The sequence below is a fragment of the Qipengyuania oceanensis genome, assembly GCF_009827535.1.
GTDB classification, from domain to species: Bacteria; Pseudomonadota; Alphaproteobacteria; order Sphingomonadales; family Sphingomonadaceae; genus Qipengyuania_C; species Qipengyuania_C oceanensis.
In genome coordinates, this window is sequence record NZ_WTYN01000001.1 from 578,358 (window position 1) to 599,040 (window position 20,683).

18 protein-coding genes are annotated in these 20,683 nt (G+C 65.6%); 14 read left to right on the forward strand and 4 right to left on the reverse strand.

Annotated features, from left to right (window positions below; translation table 11 throughout):
• Nucleotide 1: 1 nt before the first annotated feature.
• Together GRI48_RS02840 and GRI48_RS02845 are read right to left on the reverse strand one after the other, a co-directional pair.
• Nucleotides 2–262, reverse strand: a complete 261-nt coding sequence (locus GRI48_RS02840) for a YnbE family lipoprotein (protein ID WP_202389174.1) — start codon at nucleotides 260–262, stop codon at nucleotides 2–4.
• The gene (locus GRI48_RS02845) at nucleotides 259–3,480 is read right to left on the reverse strand and encodes an intermembrane phospholipid transport YdbH family protein (RefSeq protein WP_160671116.1); all 3,222 of its coding nucleotides are present in this window, start codon (nucleotides 3,478–3,480) and stop codon (nucleotides 259–261) included. The genes GRI48_RS02840 and GRI48_RS02845 overlap by 4 nt, the downstream gene beginning before the upstream one ends.
• Nucleotides 3,481–3,547: 67 nt before the next feature.
• Between GRI48_RS02845 and radC the strand changes: the two genes are divergently transcribed.
• Both radC and GRI48_RS02855 read left to right on the forward strand, forming a co-directional pair.
• Entirely contained in the window at nucleotides 3,548–4,258 is a 711-nt protein-coding gene (radC, locus tag GRI48_RS02850) for a RadC family protein (RefSeq protein WP_160671119.1), read from the forward strand.
• A gap of 1 nt (nucleotide 4,259) precedes the next feature.
• Entirely contained in the window at nucleotides 4,260–4,988 is a 729-nt protein-coding gene (locus GRI48_RS02855; RefSeq protein WP_160671122.1) for an NRDE family protein, read from the forward strand.
• A 3-nt stretch (nucleotides 4,989–4,991) separates the two neighbouring features.
• Here GRI48_RS02855 and GRI48_RS02860 read toward each other — a convergent pair whose 3' ends face one another.
• Nucleotides 4,992–7,772: a DUF3857 domain-containing protein gene (locus tag GRI48_RS02860; protein ID WP_160671125.1), complete on the reverse strand. Its 2,781-nt coding sequence runs from the start codon at nucleotides 7,770–7,772 to the stop codon at nucleotides 4,992–4,994.
• 161 nt (nucleotides 7,773–7,933) lie between these two features.
• On the opposite strand from GRI48_RS02860, the gene purB reads away from it, so the two are divergent.
• The 9 genes from purB (at nucleotide 7,934) to GRI48_RS02905 (ending at nucleotide 16,299) form a co-directional block, all read left to right on the forward strand.
• Nucleotides 7,934–9,247, forward strand: coding sequence for an adenylosuccinate lyase (gene purB, locus GRI48_RS02865; protein WP_160671128.1), 1,314 nt, complete (start codon nucleotides 7,934–7,936; stop codon nucleotides 9,245–9,247).
• A gap of 65 nt (nucleotides 9,248–9,312) precedes the next feature.
• The gene (locus GRI48_RS02870) at nucleotides 9,313–9,738 is read left to right on the forward strand and encodes a LapA family protein (RefSeq protein ID WP_160671131.1); all 426 of its coding nucleotides are present in this window, start codon (nucleotides 9,313–9,315) and stop codon (nucleotides 9,736–9,738) included.
• Nucleotides 9,735–10,412 (forward strand): orotidine-5'-phosphate decarboxylase, encoded by a 678-nt coding sequence (pyrF, locus tag GRI48_RS02875; RefSeq protein WP_160671134.1) that lies wholly within the window; start codon nucleotides 9,735–9,737, stop codon nucleotides 10,410–10,412. Before GRI48_RS02870 ends, pyrF begins: the two co-directional genes overlap by 4 nt.
• Nucleotides 10,413–10,486: 74 nt before the next feature.
• Entirely contained in the window at nucleotides 10,487–11,287 is an 801-nt protein-coding gene (locus GRI48_RS02880) for an SIMPL domain-containing protein (RefSeq protein ID WP_160671137.1), read from the forward strand.
• Between the two features lie 50 nt (nucleotides 11,288–11,337).
• Nucleotides 11,338–11,976 (forward strand): phosphoribosylanthranilate isomerase, encoded by a 639-nt coding sequence (locus tag GRI48_RS02885; protein ID WP_160671140.1) that lies wholly within the window; start codon nucleotides 11,338–11,340, stop codon nucleotides 11,974–11,976.
• Complete coding sequence (gene trpB / locus GRI48_RS02890; RefSeq protein ID WP_160671143.1) at nucleotides 11,973–13,187, forward strand: tryptophan synthase subunit beta; 1,215 nt, start codon at nucleotides 11,973–11,975, stop codon at nucleotides 13,185–13,187. Before GRI48_RS02885 ends, trpB begins: the two co-directional genes overlap by 4 nt.
• A gap of 178 nt (nucleotides 13,188–13,365) precedes the next feature.
• Nucleotides 13,366–14,157: a tryptophan synthase subunit alpha gene (trpA, locus tag GRI48_RS02895; protein ID WP_160671146.1), complete on the forward strand. Its 792-nt coding sequence runs from the start codon at nucleotides 13,366–13,368 to the stop codon at nucleotides 14,155–14,157.
• Nucleotides 14,154–15,002: an acetyl-CoA carboxylase, carboxyltransferase subunit beta gene (gene accD, locus GRI48_RS02900; RefSeq protein WP_160671149.1), complete on the forward strand. Its 849-nt coding sequence runs from the start codon at nucleotides 14,154–14,156 to the stop codon at nucleotides 15,000–15,002. Before trpA ends, accD begins: the two co-directional genes overlap by 4 nt.
• 7 nt (nucleotides 15,003–15,009) lie before the next feature.
• A complete protein-coding gene (locus GRI48_RS02905) occupies nucleotides 15,010–16,299 on the forward strand; it encodes a bifunctional folylpolyglutamate synthase/dihydrofolate synthase (RefSeq protein ID WP_160671152.1) in 1,290 nt (429 codons plus the stop codon).
• Here the strand turns inward: GRI48_RS02905 and GRI48_RS02910 are convergent.
• The gene (locus GRI48_RS02910; RefSeq protein WP_160671155.1) at nucleotides 16,296–18,029 is read right to left on the reverse strand and encodes an AmpG family muropeptide MFS transporter; all 1,734 of its coding nucleotides are present in this window, start codon (nucleotides 18,027–18,029) and stop codon (nucleotides 16,296–16,298) included. The two genes, GRI48_RS02905 and GRI48_RS02910, sit on opposite strands and share 4 nt — an antisense overlap.
• Before the next feature lie 71 nt (nucleotides 18,030–18,100).
• On the opposite strand from GRI48_RS02910, the gene GRI48_RS02915 reads away from it, so the two are divergent.
• The 3 genes from GRI48_RS02915 to rsmD are packed head-to-tail and all read left to right on the forward strand — an operon-like array spanning nucleotide 18,101 to nucleotide 20,607.
• Nucleotides 18,101–19,276: an aromatic ring-hydroxylating oxygenase subunit alpha gene (locus GRI48_RS02915; protein WP_160671158.1), complete on the forward strand. Its 1,176-nt coding sequence runs from the start codon at nucleotides 18,101–18,103 to the stop codon at nucleotides 19,274–19,276.
• An 18-nt stretch (nucleotides 19,277–19,294) separates the two neighbouring features.
• A complete protein-coding gene (locus tag GRI48_RS02920) occupies nucleotides 19,295–20,065 on the forward strand; it encodes a pseudouridine synthase (RefSeq protein WP_160671162.1) in 771 nt (256 codons plus the stop codon).
• The gene (gene rsmD, locus GRI48_RS02925; RefSeq protein WP_160671165.1) at nucleotides 20,062–20,607 is read left to right on the forward strand and encodes a 16S rRNA (guanine(966)-N(2))-methyltransferase RsmD; all 546 of its coding nucleotides are present in this window, start codon (nucleotides 20,062–20,064) and stop codon (nucleotides 20,605–20,607) included. Before GRI48_RS02920 ends, rsmD begins: the two co-directional genes overlap by 4 nt.
• The last annotated feature ends 76 nt before the right edge of the window (nucleotides 20,608–20,683 follow it).

A 20,683-nucleotide genomic window follows, 5' to 3' on the forward strand; every position in this document is an offset into this window, starting at 1 on the left:
ATCAGAAAATGTCCTGGTTCTCTTCGATCGTGTTGCCGGCATCTTCCGCTAGCCGGTAAATCACTTCCTGCCGGATATTGATGTTGAGCTCGATCACGATCGGCTCTTCCGGCGCGTTGACCGTCACGCATCCTGCCAAGGCGATCGCCCCGGCGACAGCCGACGGTATCATCACTTTCCGCATCCGCGCCCCTGCCCCGCTTTCCCTCATGGCATAAAGTGTCGCAGCAGGCGCAGCTCCGGTCAATTCGGCATTGGTCATGGCATGGTCTCGCTTTCCGGAGTCTGAATAGGTGGTTCATCGGGAATGATGTCTGCAGGTCCGACATCGGGTGCGGCATCGGCACCGGTCACGCTTCGCTTCAACCGCGTTCCATCGTCCGACAGCAGGCCCAGCTCACGCGGATCGCGCACGAAGGCCGGGTCGTACATCGCCTTGAGGCTGGTGATCAGCTGGTAGAAAGGGGCGCGGATGTTGACGTTGAAACGGATCGGCAACCTGGCGATCTGCTTCGTAATGATGTTCGACCTGGCGCCCTCGCCCTGGGTCACCCCGTCGAACCGGACGCGCGTGACGATCTCGCCCGTAAGCGAACCATCCATCCGCACGACCATGTCCGTAAAATCGAGCGAGCGCAGCGTATCGAAGGCGAAGTTGGCGATCGGCGACAAGTCTTCGTAAGTCAGTTCGCCGACGTAGGATACATTGCCGCCCGGAGGCCTGGCGGTGAGCACGCCACCTTCGATCCGGCCATTACCCGCCTCGTCGAAGATCAGCGGCACGGTCCCGTCGAAGGTGCCGGTGGCGCTGATGTTGCCGAGTTCCATGCGCTCGACGAACTGCGCGGCTTCCAGCCCGGTAATGACGAGAATGTACTTGCGCACCTCGCTCGCCCCGAAAGTGATCTTGACCGGCTCTATCTGGAGCGTTCCGCCGAGGAACGGCCAGGTGCCACCCGCGATCGTCAACGCCGTGCCGCCATTCAGGTCGAAGGCGACCTCCCCGTCGAAAATCTCGATACCGGGGTTGATTGAGGCCACCTTGAGCGTCTGCCCCGGCGCCGTGGTAAGGCCTAGGAGGTCGGTGAAGACGATCGTTCCGCTGGCCCCCTTTACCGGGCCGAAGGCGGCGGCGAAATCGAACCCGTCGGTCGAGAATTCGCCCGAACTGGTCACGCCAGCCTCGTTCCAGTCGATCCTCCCGGTCCCGGTCACGATCCCTTCCGCATTGGCGATCACGCCGAGAGCCCGCTGGCTGAGCATGTCGGGCTGAAGGCTGTCGTCGAAGCGCAGGCCGGCGACATCGAGATCGGCATGTCCGGTTCCGGTGGCGAGGCTGTGGCGAATATCGAGCGCCGTTACGATCCGGTCGGTCGTCGGCTCGCGCAATTCGGCAAAGGCATCGATGACGTTGTTTTCGAGCACAAGCCGCGCGTCGCGCGCAACCAGTGGCTCGAAGCGGGCCTGCTCCTCCCGATCGACAAGGTTGAAGGTGGCATCGCCGATCGACAGCGCACCGCCGCGATAGGCCCAGTTGCCCGACGCACCGTTCAGGTCGAGCGGAACGGCGTAGAGCCTGACATCAGCGTCGTCGAACGTGCCCTGGATATCCTTGCCGAGCTGCGCATCGAGATTCGCGATGCGGAAACGGGTGTCCGTTCCTGCCGGGCCGAGCGTCACGTCGAGCGCGCGCGCGCTCATCGCGCCCGGCCAGGCAAAGCCCACCGGTCCGCTGGCGATCCTGATCGGCGTTTCGCCGAGCATCCCGGACAGATTGAGCGACGGTGACCCGGCGGCAATGCGCAGTCCCCTTGGTCCGGTCCGCACGATCGCCCCCGACGAGCTCGGGCACAGCGTCAGGCTGGTTCCGCCGAGCGCGAGATTTGCGACCTCGAGTCGATCGAAACGGACATCCGTGCAGGCGCGCCACAGGGACAGCCCACCGCTAGCGGAATAGTTGCCGCTGACCGGCACGCGCAGTCCGCGGGTCGAGCCGCCGGGCAAGGCTCCGCTAGCCTCCATCCGGCCCGCAAAACCGATCACGCCCTGCGGCGATTGCGCGACCACCAGTTCGGGGATCGCGAGGCTGGACGATCCAGCGGTATATTCGGCCATCCGCATACGGAGAACCGGTGCGCCCTGCCCGCGGCGTTCCATGCGGCCGACGATGCGCGGAACACCGTCGCCGCCGGTCGCGAAATTGCCGAGGAACCGCCCACCCTCGTCCGCCGAGCCGAACTGGACCCGGGAAAGCGACAGGAGGGTCGCGCCGCTGCCGCCGACAACCCGTCCTTCCGGCATGACGAAGCTGAAACCCTTGTCCGAGGAGCGGACACTGACGCGACCGGCAAGGCTGCTTCCCCGCGATTCGCGCTCGAACGCCAGCCGCGCCTTGCGCAGCAACGGGGCGAGCAGCGTGTCGGATGTACTCGTCTCCAAATCCGCGAGCGATGCCCCGAGCCCATCGCCGATCCGCAGCCCGTTGCCTTCGAGGCTGGTCTCCAGCTCGATCTGTCCGAAGCCATCGCTCGCGCGCAAGGTACCGTCAGCGGTCAGCACCGCGATCCGCGCTTGCTCCGCATCGACCCCGCGGACCGCCAGCGTGTAGCGCGAGCGCAGGTTCCCGCCGCGGAATGTGCCGCTCATGGTTCCGTTGGCGCCATTGGCGGCAAGCCAAGGCGTAACTAGCGAGCGCGTCGCGATCCGGGCCTTGCCCTCGATACCGGACAAGTCCTTGTCGCCGGTTACGTCGGCCATAAGAGCAAGCCGGCGCACCGCGATAGATCGTTCCGGGCATTCGAGCCTGTCGAGCCTGACTGGGCCATCGAAGCTCGGCTTTCCGGCGCGGGTCGTGAGCCGGCCATAAGCCGACCCGTCGGAAATCGCGCATCCTCCGGTGGAAAGCGCGGGAGCAGCTACCGCCACGATCCCGGCAAAGCCGCTGTCGATCTCGCCCTCGCCTTCCAGCTTGATGCCGATCGGACCCATGTCCGAGGCGATCAGGCCACGCCCGTCGGTGATCTTCACATCGAGGTCGGGCAGGCTCGGCGGTTCTCCGCTGTCGGTGAAAATCAACGGATCGAGCGTTCCGAAACTTAGCTGACCGTCGCGCAAAGTGCCGAACAGGCGCGGCTTCACCAGCTCGATGCGCCCGATGACGGGCGCGCCGAAACGATAGCGCAGAATAACACTCACCTGCTCGGCGGTAAAATCCGGATGCTGCGGGTTGCCGACCACGAGATTGGAGACGACCTGGCGTGTGCCGCCGACGCGTTCGATATCATACGTGGCGTCGATACCGAGGGCGTCGAGCTGCTCCTCGATGATGTTGCCAGCGATCCGCTCGCGCGCGAACCAGGCGACGGCGACGACGGAGAGGAGAAGCACGAGCAAGCCGAGCGAGATGCGCCAGCGCCACATGCTGAGGCGGGGCCTGCGTTCCCCGCTTGCCTGTTCGGCCGGCATTTCCTCGTCTGCCATCGACCCGCCCTTGCGCGCATCGCCCTCTAAAGGCAATGCAATCCCGAACGCAGTGGCGGGGGTTGGGTTGCCGCAAGCTGAAGATAAACCGGGCGCCGTGCGAAAGGATCATGGCGGACATGGTCATCGTGCACGGCTGCGCGAACGGCTGCTGTCCGGCGGCGCAGAGGCGCTCGCGGATTACGAAGTGCTCGAGTACCTGCTGTTCGCCGGCATCCGCCAGGGCGATACCAAGCCGGTCGCCAAGGCGCTGCTGGCGCGCTTCGGCAGCCTTGCCCATGTCCTCGATGCCGAACCCGGCGCGCTGCTGCAGGTCGATGGCGTTGGCGAAGCGAGCGTGGCCGCGTTGAAAAGCGTGGCCCTTGCCGCGCGGCGCATGGCCCGCAGCCAAGTGCGCGACCGGCCGGTGCTGGGCAGCTGGCAGGCGCTGCTGGATTACCTGACCATCGACATGGGCCACCTGACAGTCGAGAGGGTGCGCGTGCTCTATCTCGACACCCGCAACCACCTCATCCTGGACCACCACGTGGGCGACGGATCGATCGACGAGGCCGCGATCCATCCGCGCGAGGTCATCCGCAAGGCGATGGACGTCGGCGCGACGGCGCTGATCCTCGTCCACAATCACCCCAGCGGCGATCCCTCTCCCAGTTCCGCCGACATCCAGATCACCAGGCGTATTGCCGAGGCGGGCCGCCTGATGGGCGTGACCGTCCACGATCACGTCATCGTCGGGCGAAACGATCACGTTTCGCTGCGCGCCAAGGGGCTGATCTGAGATGTGCATCGCCGTCCTTGCTCGCGGTGCCCACCCGGACTGGCCGCTGGTGGTGGTGGCCAATCGCGACGAATTCCACGACCGGCCCACCGCGCCGCTCGCTCGCTGGACGGACGGCACGGGCATCATCGCCGGGCGCGATTTGCAATCGGGAGGAAGCTGGCTCGGCATTTCCGAGCGGACAGGCCGTGTCGCTCTCATAACGAACTTCCGCGATCCCGATGGACCACGCGCAGACGCGCCGAGCCGCGGCCAGCTGGTCACCGACTGGCTGACCGAGGACTGGTCGGGGGTCGACGACAGGGCCGATGAACTGGAAAACTACAACGGTTTCAGCCTGATGCTGGTGGACGGCCCGAATGCCTCAATTCTCGACAACCGGAGCCTCGACCGGCCGGTTTCCATCGACGCACCAGGGTTCTACGGCCTCTCCAACGGGCCGTTCACCGCCCCCTGGCCCAAGACGGAGCGGCTGGTAGAAGGCCTGCGCGACGCCATCGCTCACGGTGCCGATGCCGACTCCCTGTTCGATCTGCTCGCCCAGCGCGGCCCGCTGGTTCCGGGCGACAGCCACGGCGCGCCGATCTTCATCGAGAACGAGACCTATGGCACACGCTGCTCCACGGTGATCGCAGTCGATGCACAGGGGCAAGGCACGATCACCGAGCGCCGCTTCGACCGGACCACTGCGGCCATCGGCGAGACGGCCTTCACCTTCCGCTGGAGTTAGCCCTCAGGCGGCCGTAAGACCGTAAGCCTCGTAACGATCGTCGATCTGGGGATCGAGCCTGCGGGCATGGGTCAGGTCGAGCGCGCCAGCCTTGGCATCGCCCTGCCGCTTGCGGATCAAGCCGCGCAGGAACAGGCTTGCCGCCTGGTCCGGTGCTTTCTCCAGCGCCATCTCGAGATCCTTGAGCGCATCGTCCATCCGGCCCTGACGGTAATACACCAGTGCCCGGCTATCGACGGTCGCTGCAGACTGTCCCGACAGATCGACCGCCCGGTCGCAATAGGCTTCGGCATCGTCGACATTGTTGTTCCAGATGGCCGCGTGCCAGCAAAGGGCATTGAATACCGCTGATTCGTTGGGTCGCTCGTCCAGCATCGCTTCGAGCCGGTTCCATGCCTCGCCCTGCCGGTCGGCGTGGCCGGAGTATTCGGACCACATGATCTCCATGTCGAGCTTCTCGTCGCCCGACAGGCCGAGATCGTCGAGCATGTCGAGCGCTTCGTTCGCCTCGCCGTTGCGCGCCATGTAGCTGGCGAGCATCGAGGCAGTCGCGAGGTCGCCTTGCAGGTCGAAGGCCGCCTGCGCATCGGCCTGCGCGGCGTCGATGTCGCCGAGAATGAAGTGGATGTTGGCGCGCTCGGCATAGGTTTCCGCACTCGCCGTCGTGTCGATGGCGCGGTCGTATTCGGCAAGCGCCTTTTCGTACTGGCGACCGAAACGGTAGAAATTCGCGTTCAGGGCATGGATCGGCGCGGCATCCTCGCTCACCGCGATCAGCTTGCTGCCGGCGGCGATGTAGGGCTCAATGCGCTTGGCAATCTCGCTGTCCGACAGTTCCCAAAAACGCCTTGCACCGTGCAACCGGATCTGCGGATCACCGCTGCCGATCCGCGCTATCGCAGTGCGTTGGGCGGGGATGTCGGCGGGCGCGATCTCGGCAGCGATATAGGCGATCGAATCGTCCAGCCTGACCGTGCTGCCGTCGAGCACGAGCGTCCGCTTGAACCGGCGACCGCCAGCTTCCTCGTCGAGCGAGCGCGTACCGGTCAGCTCGATCCGCTCCTGTCCCTCGGGGAGCAGGAATTGCGCCTGCTCTGCCGAGTAATAAGGTCCGTCGAGCCTATAAGGAATGTCGCGCCACAACGAGCGCGCACGGTCGGTTTCGAACGACCAGCCAATTGACGCGCCGTCCATCGCATAGGTCGAGATGCCTCGATCGTACTTGAAGTTGTCGAAAGTCATTCCCTTCGCTCGCAGGGTGCCGACGCCGCTGGCTTCGTCGTACGTATAAGCCGCGTCGTAGGTCAGCCCCCCGACGAGGCTTTCGAGATAGGTCATGGCGCGGCCGATAAGGGTGCGCTCGCTGGTTTCGGAGGCAAGCTGGCGAAACTGTGCCCCGGCGACGCCGCGTGCTTCGATCTCGATCTCGTAGAGCGCCGGAAAATCGACCCCGTTCCGGAAATCGAAGGTCGTGCGATAGATGCGATCGGGCACTTTCTGCCAGCGCTGCGTCATCGGGGTCAGGTCGCTGCCCGGCTCGGTCAGCGGCAGCGCCCAGCCGAAGTTCGGAACCTCGTACACGGTATCGTGCCGCGTGCCGGCGCTGGTTCCATCGAGCCAGTAGTCGGTCCCGTCGATGCTGGCACGCACAATCATGTGATCGAATGCACCCGGCACAGGTTGCGAGATCGAGGCAACGTCGCCCTGGGTCGAATGGACGAGCACTACTTCGCCATCGATGTCCATTTCGCGCAGCATGGCGAGCAGCAGCAGGCTCTTCGCCTTGCAATCGCCATAGCGCAGCTGCCACGTATCGGCCGGCGATTGCGGCAGGTAATTGCCGCCATCCATGCCGTTGGCGAGATAGCTGATCTCGTCCTGCACGACCTGCAGCGCGAGTGCCATGCGCTTCACCGGATCGGAAGTAGCCTGCTCGATCCGTGCAATCTGCTGCGCGATCGGCCCGCCCGGCGCGATCGTGCCTTCGGTGCCGAAATGGGGAGCCATGGTGGACGAGACATCCTGCCAGTCAGCGAAGCTGCCGACCTGGACGAGCGGATTGACCAAGAACCGTCGCGGCGCGTCTTCGGGCATCTTCTTGGGCTCGGCGATCGGCATCGAGAACTCGACCACGCGGTATCCGTCGCGCGTCTCAGGCTCGGGCTTCTCGAGCTGGCCCAGCGTGCCCCAGTTGATCTGCGTGTCGTCCGGCCAGAGCACGCGCAGGCGTCCGAAACCGACCCGCGCCGGCCTCGCGATGAACCCTTCGCTCACCTGCATCTCGCCATCGAGCGCCTGGTCGCGCGCCGTCGTCGTTGCGGAAACGCGCAACACGTCGCCGACCTGCAGGCGCGGCACGGAAATCATCGCCGTGAGCTGCCCGTCGACGGTCCGCTTCTCGAGTTGCTGTTCGCGGCGGATGACTTCGGGCTTCACGCCTTCTGCAAGCAGGTCGATCGTCTCGCCGCCGCGAATGATCGCCAGCCGGTGGATCGTCAGATCGCCCTTATCCGGCATCCATGCGAATTGCAGCGTGCCGAAGCGCTGCATCGCCTGCGTCGTCGAAATGTCGTAGGCGAGATCGGTGTAGCGCGTGACGACCCCGTCCTCGAGCGCGACTTGCCGGTCGTAGAGAATCAGGTCCTCGCGCTTGTCCAATGCGGCGGAAATATCGGCCACCTCGACCCAATCGGGCGCCGGTTGATACAGGACCTGCTCGCCCGCCCGAGCGGGACTTGCAGCGGCAATGATGGCGATGGCGGCAGTGCCGGCGAATAGTCTCATGTGATGGCGACCCCCTGGTAACCGAGCTACTCTATCGGCTCCGCACGTCGATGCAAATGCTTCGAAATCCGCAAGGCTGCGCACTTGCCTTCCGCCCCTGCCCCGACTAGCCGCGCGGCAACGCGATTCCAGCCCGCCAATTCCAGTCCCACGGAGCTCCCATGGTCCCCCGCTACGCCCGCCCCGAAATGTCCGCTCTGTGGGAGCCGGAAGCCAAGTATCGAATCTGGTTCGAGATCGAGGCCCATGCGACCGAGAAACTGGGCGAACTGGGCGTCGTTCCGCAGAGTGCAGCGAAGGCGCTCTGGGACTGGTGGGCGACCGATCCCAAGATCGATGTCGAGGCGATCGACGCGATCGAGGCGGTGACCAAGCACGACGTGATCGCGTTCCTCACTTGGGTCGCCGAGCAGGTGGGCGACGAAGCGCGCTTCATGCACCAGGGCATGACCAGCTCCGACGTGCTCGATACCACGCTCGCCGTCCAGCTCGCCCGCGCGACCGACCTGTTGCTGGCCGACATGGATGATCTGCTCGCGGCGATCGAGCGTCGTGCCCGTGAACACAAGTACACTCCGACCATCGGGCGCAGCCACGGCATCCACGCCGAGCCGGTGACCTTCGGTCTCAAGCTCGCCCAGGCCTATGCCGAGTTCGCACGCAACCGCGAACGCCTGGTCGCGGCGCGCAGGGAAATCGCCACCTGCGCCATCAGCGGCGCGGTCGGCACTTTCGCCAATGTCTCGCCCGCGGTCGAAGCGCATGTCGCCGACAAGCTGGGGCTGGAAGCGGAGCCGGTCTCCACCCAGGTTATCCCGCGCGATCGCCACGCCATGTATTTCGCGACACTGGCCGTTGTCGCCGGATCGATCGAGCGGGTCGCGGTGGAAATCCGCCACCTGCAACGCACCGAAGTGCTCGAGGCGGAGGAATATTTCTCACCCGGCCAGAAGGGCTCGAGCGCGATGCCGCACAAGCGCAATCCGATCCTGACGGAGAACCTCACCGGCCAGGCGCGCATGATCCGCGCTTATGCGCTGCCCGCGCTCGAGAACGTGGCCCTGTGGCACGAACGGGACATCTCGCATTCCTCGGTCGAGCGCTTCATCGGCCCCGACGCGACCATCACGCTCGACTTCGCGCTCGCGCGCCTGACCGGCGTGATCGACAAGCTGCTCGTGTATCCCGAGCGGATGCAGGCCAACATGGACCGCATGGGCGGCCTCGTGCACTCGCAGCGGGTGCTGCTCGCCCTGACGCAGAACGGGGTCAGCCGCGAGGATGCCTATCGCCTGGTGCAGCGCAACGCGATGAAGGTGTGGGAATCGGACGGCCAGCTGTCGCTGCTCGATCTGCTCAAGGCCGATCCGGAAGTGACCGCGGCGCTGACCGAAAGCCAGCTCGAAGAAAAATTCGACCTCGAATACCACTTCAAGGAAGTCGACACGATTTTCGACCGGGTCTTCGGCAAATAACGCTGGTGCTGGATTCGTACGCCGTTCCAGCCTAGCATCGCAGCGAACTGATAGGAGAGAAGGCGATGCAGATCGTCCGCACGGTCGTCTGGGTTCTGATACTCGTAGTGGTGCTGTTGTTCACGCTGGGCAACTGGGACCAGCAGGTCACTGTCCGCATCTGGCAGAACCTGGTGTGGGATACGCGCCTGCCGGCCGTCGTGATCGTTTCCTTCCTGCTCGGCATGCTGCCCATGTGGCTCATTCTGCGCGGCACGAGCTGGCGCCTCAATCGCCGGATCGGCCATCTCGAACAGGCCACCCGCACCGTCCACGGCCATACTGCGGACGCCGGCGCCACTGCGACCGGAGCCACCGCGTCCGCCGCGGCCACTACCGGCGAACCGCTCGATGACACTGATGCCGCGCCCGCCCCGACCCCGCATCCCGACGGTCCGCGTCCGCTCGACCCGCCGCGCTCGGTGACCAACGACAAGCTCAAGCCCGAATGAGCAATCCCGTCTTCCTCGCCGTCGACGTGCCGCAGCTCGATGCGGCAAAGGCGCTGGCCCAGATGGTCAAGGGCCATGTCGGCGGCCTGAAGCTGGGTCTGGAATTCTTCTGCGCGCACGGATCGCACGGTGTCCACGAAGTCGCCCACGCCAGCGGGCTGCCGATTTTCCTCGACCTCAAGCTGCACGACATCCCCAATACCGTCGCCGGGGCGATGCAGGCGATCCACGTCCTCGAACCGGCGATCGTCACCGTACATGCGGGCGGCGGACGCGCGATGATGGAAGACGCCAAGGCAGCCGCCGGCGAGCACACGAAGGTCGTCGCAGTCACCTTGCTGACCAGCCTCGACGAGCGCGATCTGGAGCGCACCGGGGTTACGGGCACACCACACGATCACGTGATGCGGCTTGCCGATCTGGCCCAGGATGCCGGGCTCGACGGCATCGTGTGCTCGGGTCATGAAGTGAAAAGCGTCCACAAGCGCTGGAAGGACGGCTTCTTCGTCGTACCCGGCCTGCGTCCCGAAGGGAGCGCCGCAGGTGACCAGAAACGCGTGGTGACGCCGCGCCAGGCGCGCGACGACGGGGCGAGTGTGCTGGTCATCGGACGCCCGATCAGCCGGGCCGACGATCCGGCCCAGGCCGCCCGCGCGATCGAGGCGACGCTCTAGTCCGACGAGACGTTCAGCGGAACGAAACCCGCGCGGCGCGACTTCCACCTGCAGACAGACAGGGAGTCGTTTTCATGAAGTTACTCGCACCCTTGCTCGTTGCCGGCGCTGCACTCGCCTTGCCGCTCGCGCCGGCGGCAGCGCAAACAGTCCAGCCCGACATGGCCATCGCGCCGGGCCACAGCCTGTTGACCGTGAGCGGCGAAGGCCGTTCGTACAAGGAACCGGACATGGCCGTCTTCACCGCCGGCGTTACGTCGCAAGGTCGCACTGCGGCCGAAGCGCTGGCGTCCAATGCCCGGTCGATGGAACAGGTCATCGCCGCGCTGAAACGCGCCGGGATCGCCGAGCGCGACATCCAGACCAGCAATCTTTCGATCAATCCGGTCTATCGCGATCCGAATCGCGAGGCGGCGATGGCCGCGCGCGCCGGGCAGCCCTATGTCGCGCCCGCACCCGAAGACCAGATCCCCACCATCATCGGCTACCAGGCGAACAATTCCGTCTCCGTTCGCCAGCGCAAGCTCGGCGATTACGGCAAGGTGATCGACACCCTCGCCGCCGCAGGAGCGAACCAGATCAACGGCCCGAATTTCCAGCTCGACGAGCCCGGCCCGGCGCTCGACGATGCGCGCAAGCAAGCCGTCGCCGAAGCGCGCGACCGCGCGCAACTCTACGCCAATGCACTGGGGCTGAGGATCGTGCGGGTCGTCTCGCTCAACGAAAGCGGCGGCTACTATGCGCCCCAGCCGCGCATGTTCGGCGAGAGCGCGATGCGCGCCCCGCCCGCGCCGCCTCCGCCGCCTTCCGCGGTCCTGCCCGGCGAGATGCAGATGACCGCCAGCGTGACCATCCAGTACGAGCTCGCCCCGTAACCGCGAGCGCGCTTTCCCCGGCCGTGGCTTTGGCCTAGAGGCGCAGGGCCATGGCCGGACCTCACATCAAGATCTGCGGCGTTTCGTCGCCTGCCGCGCTCGATGCGACGATCGCCGCGCGCGCGAGCCATGTCGGCTTCAATTTCTACCCGCCCTCGCCCCGCTACGCCTCGCCCCTCGACGTGGCCGCACTGGCTGCGCGTGCCGCGGGCCGGATCACGCGGGTCGGTGTGTTCGTGGACGCCGACGACGATTTCCTCGCCGAGCATCTCGGCGCCGGCAATCTCGATGCAATCCAGCTTCACGGCAGCGAGACGCCTGCGCGTACGGCACAGGTGAAGGCACGCTTCGGTCTGCCGGTGTGGAAAGTCATCGCCGTGACGACTGCCGAGGACATCGCCAGGGCGCAGGCCTACCAGGGGGCAGCCGATTTCATCCTGTTCGATGCGAAGACCCCCAAGGGCGCGCTGCCGGGCGGCATGGGCCTCGCCTTCGACTGGTCGCTGCTCGCGGCCTATCGCGGTGCGCTGCCCTGGGGCCTTGCGGGAGGGCTATCCCCCGCCAACGTCGCCGAAGCCGTGGACCGGACCGGTGCGCCGCTGGTCGACACATCGAGCGGCGTCGAGAGCGCGCCGGGGGTCAAGGATGTGGACTTGATCGCCGCCTTCTGCAAAGCGGCTGGCCGATGACAGAGCAGAACAATTCTTTCCGCCAGATGCCCGATGAACGCGGCCATTTCGGCGATTACGGCGGGCGCTATGTGGCGGAAACGCTGATGCCGCTCGTGCTCGACCTCGAGCGTGAATATCGCGCGGCGCAGGCCGATCCCGCCTTCCAGGCGCAATTCGACGATTTGCTGGAGCATTACGTCGGTCGCCCCTCCCCGCTCTATTTCGCCGAGCGGCTGACCGAGGCACTCGGCGGCGCGCAGGTCTGGTTCAAGCGCGACGAGCTCAATCACACCGGCGCGCACAAGATCAACAATTGCATCGGACAGATCCTGCTCGCGATCCGGATGGGCAAGACGCGCATCATCGCGGAAACCGGCGCGGGCCAGCACGGGGTCGCCACGGCGACCGTCTGCGCACGCTTCGGCCTGCCTTGCGTCGTCTACATGGGCGCAGAAGACATCCGCCGCCAGCAACCTAACGTTTTTCGCATGAAGCTGCTCGGTGCAGAGGTCGTGCCGGTCACCAGCGGGCGCGGCACGCTGAAGGACGCGATGAACGAAGGGCTGCGCGACTGGGTCGCGAATGTCCACGACACTTTTTACATCATCGGCACCGCTGCTGGCCCGCATCCGTATCCGGAGCTCGTCCGCGACTTCCAGAGCGTGATCGGCAAGGAAGCGCGCCAACAGATGCAGGACCGCATTGGCCGCCTGCCCGATTTGCTGGTGGCAGCCATCGGCGGCGGCTCCAACGCGCTCGGCCTATTCCACCCCTTCCTCGACGACGCGGATGTCAAAATGCTCGGGGTCGAGGCGGCCGGCTACGGCCTTGACGGCGACCAGCACGCAGCGAGCCTGCTCGGCGGGTTCCCGGGCGTGCTCCACGGCAACAAGACCTACCTGCTGCAGGACGAGGATGGCCAAATCACCGAAGGCCACTCGATCAGCGCGGGGCTCGACTATCCCGGTATCGGGCCGGAACACGCCTGGCTGAAAGATACGGGCCGCGTCGAATATACCGCCGTCACCGACGACGAGGCGCTCGACGCCTTCCAGCTGCTGTGCCGGACCGAGGGTATCATCCCGGCGCTCGAACCCAGCCACGCCATCGCTGCCGTGGCCAAGGTCGCCAAGACCATGGACCGCGACCGGATCATCCTCGCCAACCTCTGCGGCCGCGGGGACAAGGACATTTTCACTGTGGCGGAGAAGCTGGGAGTGGAGATGTGACGGTTTCTCCTGCCCGAGGTCTCGTTTTCTTTATCATCGGCCTTCCGATCGGCTTTATCCTGACGTCCCTCGGTTTCGTCGTTACCCAACGTGCCATCGACGCCCCGGCGCTAGCACCTTATGCTGCGGCAATAGCGGTATTGGTCGGCCTCGCGGCAGCCTTGTGGAAACCAGCCGCATGACCCGCCTCTCCGACGCCTTCGCCAAGCCCCACGCCGCGCTCGTCTGCTTCATCACCGCAGGCGACGGCGACACTGCCGCCAATCTCGACGCACTGGTCGAGGGCGGCGCGGATGTGATCGAGCTTGGCATGCCCTTCACCGATCCGATGGCCGATGGTCCGGCGATCCAGGAAGCGAACCTGCGCAGCTTCGGCAAGGGTACGACCACCGCCGATGTTTTTGCGATCGCCAGCGCATTCCGGTCACGCCATCCGGATGTGCCGCTGGTGCTGATGGGCTATGCCAACCCGATGATCCGGCGCGGGCCGGAATGGTTCGCCAGTTCGGCGAAGGACGCAGGCGTCGACGGCGTGATCTGCGTCGACATTCCGCCGGAGGAGGACGACGCGCTCGGCCCGGCCCTGCGCGCCAATGGCATCGCCCCGATCCGCCTCGCCACGCCGACCACCGATGCGAAGCGCCTGCCGCAGGTGCTCGAGAATTCGTCCGGCTTCCTCTACTACGTCGCGGTGGCCGGCATAACCGGGATGCAGCAGGCGGCGATCGAATCGATCGAGGCAAATGTCAGCCGTATCAAGCGATCGACCGAGATACCCGTCGCGGTGGGATTCGGTGTAAGAACACCCGAACAAGCCGCTGAAATCGCCCAAGTCGCGGACGGCGTCGTCGTCGGCTCCGCACTGGTCGAACTGGTCGGCAAACATGGCGTCGATGCCCCCGCCCGCTTGCGCGAACTGACGGCAAGTCTTGCCAAGGCCGTGCATTCCGCCGCAAAGGCAGCCGCATGAACTGGCTCACTCGCGTACGCAATTCTATCTCCTGGCTGCCCAAGCGCAGCACCGACAAGGACTTGTGGGTGAAATGCCCCGGCTGCCAGGAAATGATCTTCGCCAAGGAATATGAGGAAAACTGCTACGTCTGCCCGCGCTGCGAGCACCATGGCCGCATCGGCGCGGACGAGCGGCTGGCGATGCTGCTCGACGAAGGGTTCGAGATGCTCGCGCAGCCAGAGGTCAAGGAAGACCCGCTCAAGTTCAAGGATTCGAAGAAGTACACCGACCGGCTCAAGCAGGCGCGCGCCAAGAGCCCCCACGCCGATGCCTTCAGCGTCGGCAGCGGAACGATCGACGGTCATCCGGCGGTGGTCGGCGTGCAGGATTTCGGCTTCATGGGTGGCAGCATGGGCATGGCGGTGGGTACGGCCTTCTGCCAGGGCGCCGAGCGCGCGCTGAGCCGCAAATGCCCCTACGTGGTGGTGACTGCCGCTGGCGGAGCGCGTATGCAGGAAGGCATCCTCAGCCTGATGCAGATGCCCAAGGCGACCGTGATGACCCGGCGCCTGAAGGAAGCCGGCCTGCCCTACATCGTCGTGCTCAGCGATCCCACGACGGGCGGCGTGACCGCGAGCTACGCCATGCTCGGCGACATCCACATCGCCGAGCCTAACGCCCTGATCGGCTTCGCCGGCCAGCGGGTGATCCAGGATACGATTCGCGAGCAATTGCCCGAAGGCTTCCAGCGCTCCGAGTATCTCTACAAGCACGGCATGGTCGACATGGTGGTCCACCGGCATGACCTGAAGACCCGGCTGGCGAGCGTGCTGGACTACCTCGCGCCCAAGAAGGCTGCCTGAACCCGCGATGCGGGATTTCGCCCGCTCCGAAAGCCCCGCAGTCCAGGCCCAGCTCGACCGGCTGGCGCAGCTGAGCGTGCCCGACGGCAGGCTCGGGCTGGGTACCATCCGCGCTCTGCTTAGCCGGCTCGGCAATCCGCACGAGCAGTTGCCGCACGTGTTCCACGTCGCGGGGACCAACGGCAAGGGATCGACCTGTGCTTTCCTGCGAGCCATGCTGGAGGCGGAAGGATACAAGGTTCACGTCACCACCAGCCCGCACCTGGTGCGCTACAACGAGCGCATCCGCGTGGCGGGCGAGCTTATCTCGGACGAGCGACTGGCCGAATTGCTGGCAGAGATTCTCGATGTTGCCGACGGCCTCAACCCCAGCTTCTTCGAAGTCACCATTGCCGCTGCTTTCACCGAGTTCGCCCGCGTCCCGGCGGATGCCTGCGTGGTGGAGGTGGGACTCGGTGGCCGGTTCGATGCGACGAACGTGATCGAACATCCTGCGGCCTGCGGAATTGCCACGCTCGGCATGGACCACGAACGGTTCCTGCTCGCCCCCGAGGAAGGCACGCCGACCGATCCGCTGAGCCGCATCGCGTTCGAGAAAGCGGGCATCACCAAGCCCGGCTGCTCGCTGGTCACGCTGTCCTATCCCGAAGGCCCGACGCTGGAGATCGAACGAGCGGCAATGGCCGCTGGCGCGCCACTGGCGATGCGCGGGCGCGAATGGCATTCGAGCGTCGATGTCGCTGGCCTCCACTATGCCGACCGCCACGGCGAACTGGTCCTGCCCCTGCCCGCCATGCCCGGAGCGCACCAGGCCGACAACGCTGCGCTGGCGGTAGCCATGCTGCGCCATCAGGACTTCGTGTCCGTGTCCGCAGAAGCGATCGCCGAAGGCATCCGCTCCGCCCGCTGGCCAGCGCGGATGCAGCGCCTCGCGCCTGGGCCTTTGACCGGGGACAGGATCATCTGGCTCGACGGTGGACACAATCCCGATGCCGGCGCGATGATCGCGCGCCATTTCGCTGGCGAGCGGCTGCACCTCGTCATCGGCATGATCGAGGCGAAAAACCCGCAGGCACTGATCGCACCACTTGCCGACAGCATCGGCAGCATCACGGTCGTACCCGTGCCCGGACACGAGTGGCATCCCGCAATCGCTTTCGGACCGGACGCGAGATCGGCGGACGATGTGCCGACGGCGCTGGCAGCACTGCCGGATGATGGCCTGCCGGTGCTGGTTTCGGGCTCGCTCTACCTCGCGGGCGAAGTCCTGCGGCTCAACGACGAGCTGCCCGACTAGCTTCCCGCGGCGACGTCGTGATCGACTTCGGCGATGTCCGGCTGGACCACTCCGGAATTGCGCGATCGGCTCTCGCGATACCATTCGACGCAGACCAGCACCGCTGCGCCCAGCCCGATCCAGGTCGTCAGGACGAAAACGTCGTAATAGCCCTGGTTCTCGATCATCTCGCCCAGCGCTCCGCGCCCCAGCGTGCCGATCAGCAAGGTGAGCGATGACAGCAGTGCGTATTGCACGGCACTGAACTTCTTCGACACGATGGACGACAGCCAGGCGATGTAGGCCGCACCCGCGATGCCGATGGCGAGGTTCTCGAACGCGATGGTGATGGTCAGCTTGGCAAGGTCGGCATCACCGATCCCGGGCACCTGCTCGATCAGGTAGGTGAAGCCGATCGCCTTGCTGAATGCCGCCATATTGGCTCCGCCCACCGCCATGTCGGCATAGAGCAGGTTCGTGAGCGCGGCGAGAATCCCGCCGATCAGCAGCGTTGCCATCCGTCCGATAGTGGTGAGCATCAGTCCGCCCAGCGCGAGCCCCGCGATGATCGCGCCGACCCCGAAGAACTTGGACGCGAACGCAACATCGTCGTTCGTGTACTGCAGCTCGCCGAGGTAGAACGGATAGGCGAAGGTACCCCAGATCGCGTCGCAGATGCGGTAGGTCAGCACCACGGCGAGGATCAGCACCAGGCTCCAGCCCATGCGGCCGACGAACTCGACCAGCGGCAGGACGAGCGCGCGATAGAGATGGTCCATCGCGTAGGAGCCGCCGCTGGCGGGCGGCGCATCATGGCTGAGCAGATGCTTGCCCTGTTTCTTCTGTCCGGCGAGCCAGCCGGCGATGAGCGCGGGGAGGATGATCGTGGCGACGATGATCCACGGGCCCCAGTTGACCGTGAACTCGGTCGGGTTGGGCCGGTCTTCCGGCGCACTGGTCAGCGACAGGATCATGAATACCAGCACGACGCCGATCGCTGCCGCCCAGAGGAGGCCGACCGCGACGAGCGCACGGCTGCGAATGGCCGGCTCGAGTTCGCCCGCGAGGCGCAGCGCGCGGACTTGCTCGTCGCCCTGGCTATTCTCGGCCACGCCCTCAGCATTGGGGGCCCACAAGCCGACGAAACCGACGAACAGCAGGATCGCGCCCATCATGGCGTAGGTTTCCGGCCAGCCGATCCGCGCCGCGATGATCAGGCCGAGCGCGCCGCCCACGAGCGAGGAGAGGCGATAACCCATCTGGTAGATCGTCGAGAGAATATCGATCGTCGCCCGTTCGTCTGCCACGTCGATGCGCCAGGCATTGATCGCGATGTCCTGGGTCGCGCTGGCGAAGGCGCCGATCCCGGCGAGCAGGCTGAACATGCCGAGTTGCGACTTGGGATCGAGCAGGCTCATGGTGACGAGGAAGCTGCCGAGCAGCACCTGCATCGGGACGATCCACTGCTTGCGGCGACCCAGCCGGCGCAACAGCGGCAGATCGACCTTGTCGATCAGCGGCGACCACAGGAACTGGAAGGCATAGGCAAGGCCGATGAGGCTGAACACGCCCATCGTCTCCAGATCGACTTCCGCCTCGGTCAGCCAGGCGAAAAGCGTGCCGAGGAACAGCGCGAAAGGCAGCCCGCTGGCAAAGCCGAACAGCAGCATGAAGCCTGTCTTGCGATTGCTCAGCGCCATACCGAGCACCCGCCAAGCGGATTGCTTCTTAGCGGCTGCGACCTCTGCCATACCCTAGCGTCCTTTTGTTTTCGCCAATTTGGTGCGACACTAGCGGCGCGAAAGAGGAAGGAACAGCCACCATGAGTGCTGTGGGTATAACCAAGTCCGTTGGTGATCCGGCCCGCAGGCCGACCGACGGGATGCTCGCGCTGGCGAAAGACCTCGCCGAGAACCGCAAGCGCGATGCCGCCGAACCGTCGACCGTGCCCGCGCGTGTCTATACCGATCCCGATCATTTCGCGCGCGAGAAGGGGGCGATCTATGACCGCCTGCCGCAGATCCTGTGCCCCTCGGTCTTACTGCCCGAGCCGGGCATGGCAGTGCCGCACGATGCCACCGGGCGACCGCTGCTAATCACCCGCGACGCGGATGGCACGGCGCATGTGTTTATGAACGTCTGCCGCCATCGCGGAACGCGGCTGGTCGAGGGCGCGGAGGTTTGCGCCACGAAGAAGCTCGTCTGCCCCTATCATGCGTGGACCTACGCGGTGGACGGACGGCTGCTCGCCCTGCCCCGCCCCGATACTTTCCCGGATCTCGACAAGGCGGATTTCGGTCTCGTCGAATTGCCCTCGAAGGAGACCGGCGGCCTGATCTGGTTCGCTCCTCATGAGGAAACCGCCGACTTCACGCTTGCCGAAACGATCGGCGAGGATTTCCACGCGCTCGGCATGGGCGAACAATTCCTGTTCCGGCGCAAGCTGCACACCGTGAAGGGCAACTGGAAGCTCATCATGGATGCCTTCCTCGAAAGCTATCACGTCACGCGCCTGCACGCGCAGACGATCGGCCCTTTCTTCAAGGACGGGGTCACCAGCGGCGACATGATCGGCCCGCATTCGCGCAGCGCGGTCGGCAGGCTGGAGGAAATGGACGGCATCGACCTCACCGACATGGCGCAGCTGCGGCGCGTCGTGACCTATGCCTACCAGCTCATGCCGGGTGCGCTCGTCATCCCCAGCCCCGATTACATCAACGTGATGGTGATGATGCCGCAGGCTCACGACCTGACGCTGGTCGAGGACTTCATGCTGATCCCCGAGCCGCCCGCGACGGACAAGGCGCGCGATCACTGGGAACGCAGCTGGGCGCTGCTCGACGGCGGGGTCTTCGCCAGCGAGGACTTCCGCGCCGCAGAACTCGGCCAGCAGGGTCTGGAGAGCGGCGCGATTGACGAACTGACGCTCGGCACGATGGAAGGCGGCATCCGTCGCTACCACGAGACCGTCGAAGAGGCGTTGCGCGCGGCGAACTGACGGCCTAGGCGCGGGCGCATGTCCAGAACACCGCGTGCAGACGACCGGCCCGAAGGGGATCGCATTGCCAAATTGCTGGCGCGCGCAGGCGTCGCCTCGCGCCGCGAGATAGAGCGGATGATCGAAGACGGGCGCGTGACCCTGGCCGGCAAGCCGGTGACGACCCCGGCGACCTTCCTGACCTCGCTCGACGGCGTGTCGGTCGACGGCAAGCCCGTCGGCAAGGTCGAAGCGCCGCGGCTGTTTCGATTCCACAAGCCCTCGGGCCTGCTGACTGCGGAACGCGATTCGTCGGGTCGCCCGACGATCTACACCGCGCTGCGCAACGCGCTGCCCAAGGGTACGCCGCGCATGATCCCGGTCGGTAGGCTGGATTTCACGACCGAAGGCTTGCTGATGCTGACCAATGACGGCGAGCTGAAGCGCGCGATGGAGTTGCCGTCGTCCGGCATTCCGCGCACCTATCGCGCACGGGCATTCGGCGACGTCACGCAGGCACAGCTCGACGATCTCATCGAGGGCGTGGAGATCGACGGCATTCGCTACGGCAAGATCGAAGCCGATCTTGAACGCGGATCGGGGAAGAACCGTTGGGTCCAGATGACGCTGACCGAGGGCAAGAACCGCGAAGTGCGCCGCGTTCTCGAACACCTGGGGCTGAAGGTGAACCGGCTGATGCGACTCGCCTACGGGCCGTTCGAGCTCGCCGACCTGCCGCGCGGCGCTGCCCAGGAAGTGCCGCAGAAGCAGGTCGAAGCGTTCCGCAAGCAGCTGATGCGCAGCAAATGAGAGTGATTGCCGGCGACTGGCGCGGGCGCAGAATCGTCGCCCCCAAGGGAGACGCCACCCGTCCCACAGCCGATCGCACGCGCGAGACGCTGTTCAACATGTTGGCGAGCCGCTTGGGCTCCTTCGAAGACCTGTCGGTCGCGGACCTGTTCGCAGGCTCGGGCGCGCTGGGGATCGAGGCGCTATCGCGCGGCGCGGCGCACTGCCTGTTCGTGGAGAACGATGCGGCCGCGATAAAGGCGATCAGGGAGAATGTTTCCGGCCTCGATGCCCGCGAGAAGGCGACCATCCAGCAGGGATCGGTGATGCAGCTCGGCCCCGCGAAGCAGGCGACCGATCTCATCCTTCTCGATCCGCCCTATCACACCGGTGCGGGCGGCGTGGCGCTCGACCGGCTGTTGCGACTGGGCTGGATTTCCGAAGCTACGTGGATGGCGGTAGAATCGGCTGCGGACGAGACGATCGCGGTGGCGGGGCTGTCGATCGATGCCGAGCGCAAGGTCGGCAAGGCCAAGCTGACCCTGCTTCGTCGCGAAGCCTGACCCAGGCAAGAAAAAGGACAGCGACACCATCGTGCCGCCGCCCCTCTTCGTGGCCCGAGAGACGCGAACGCCCCGG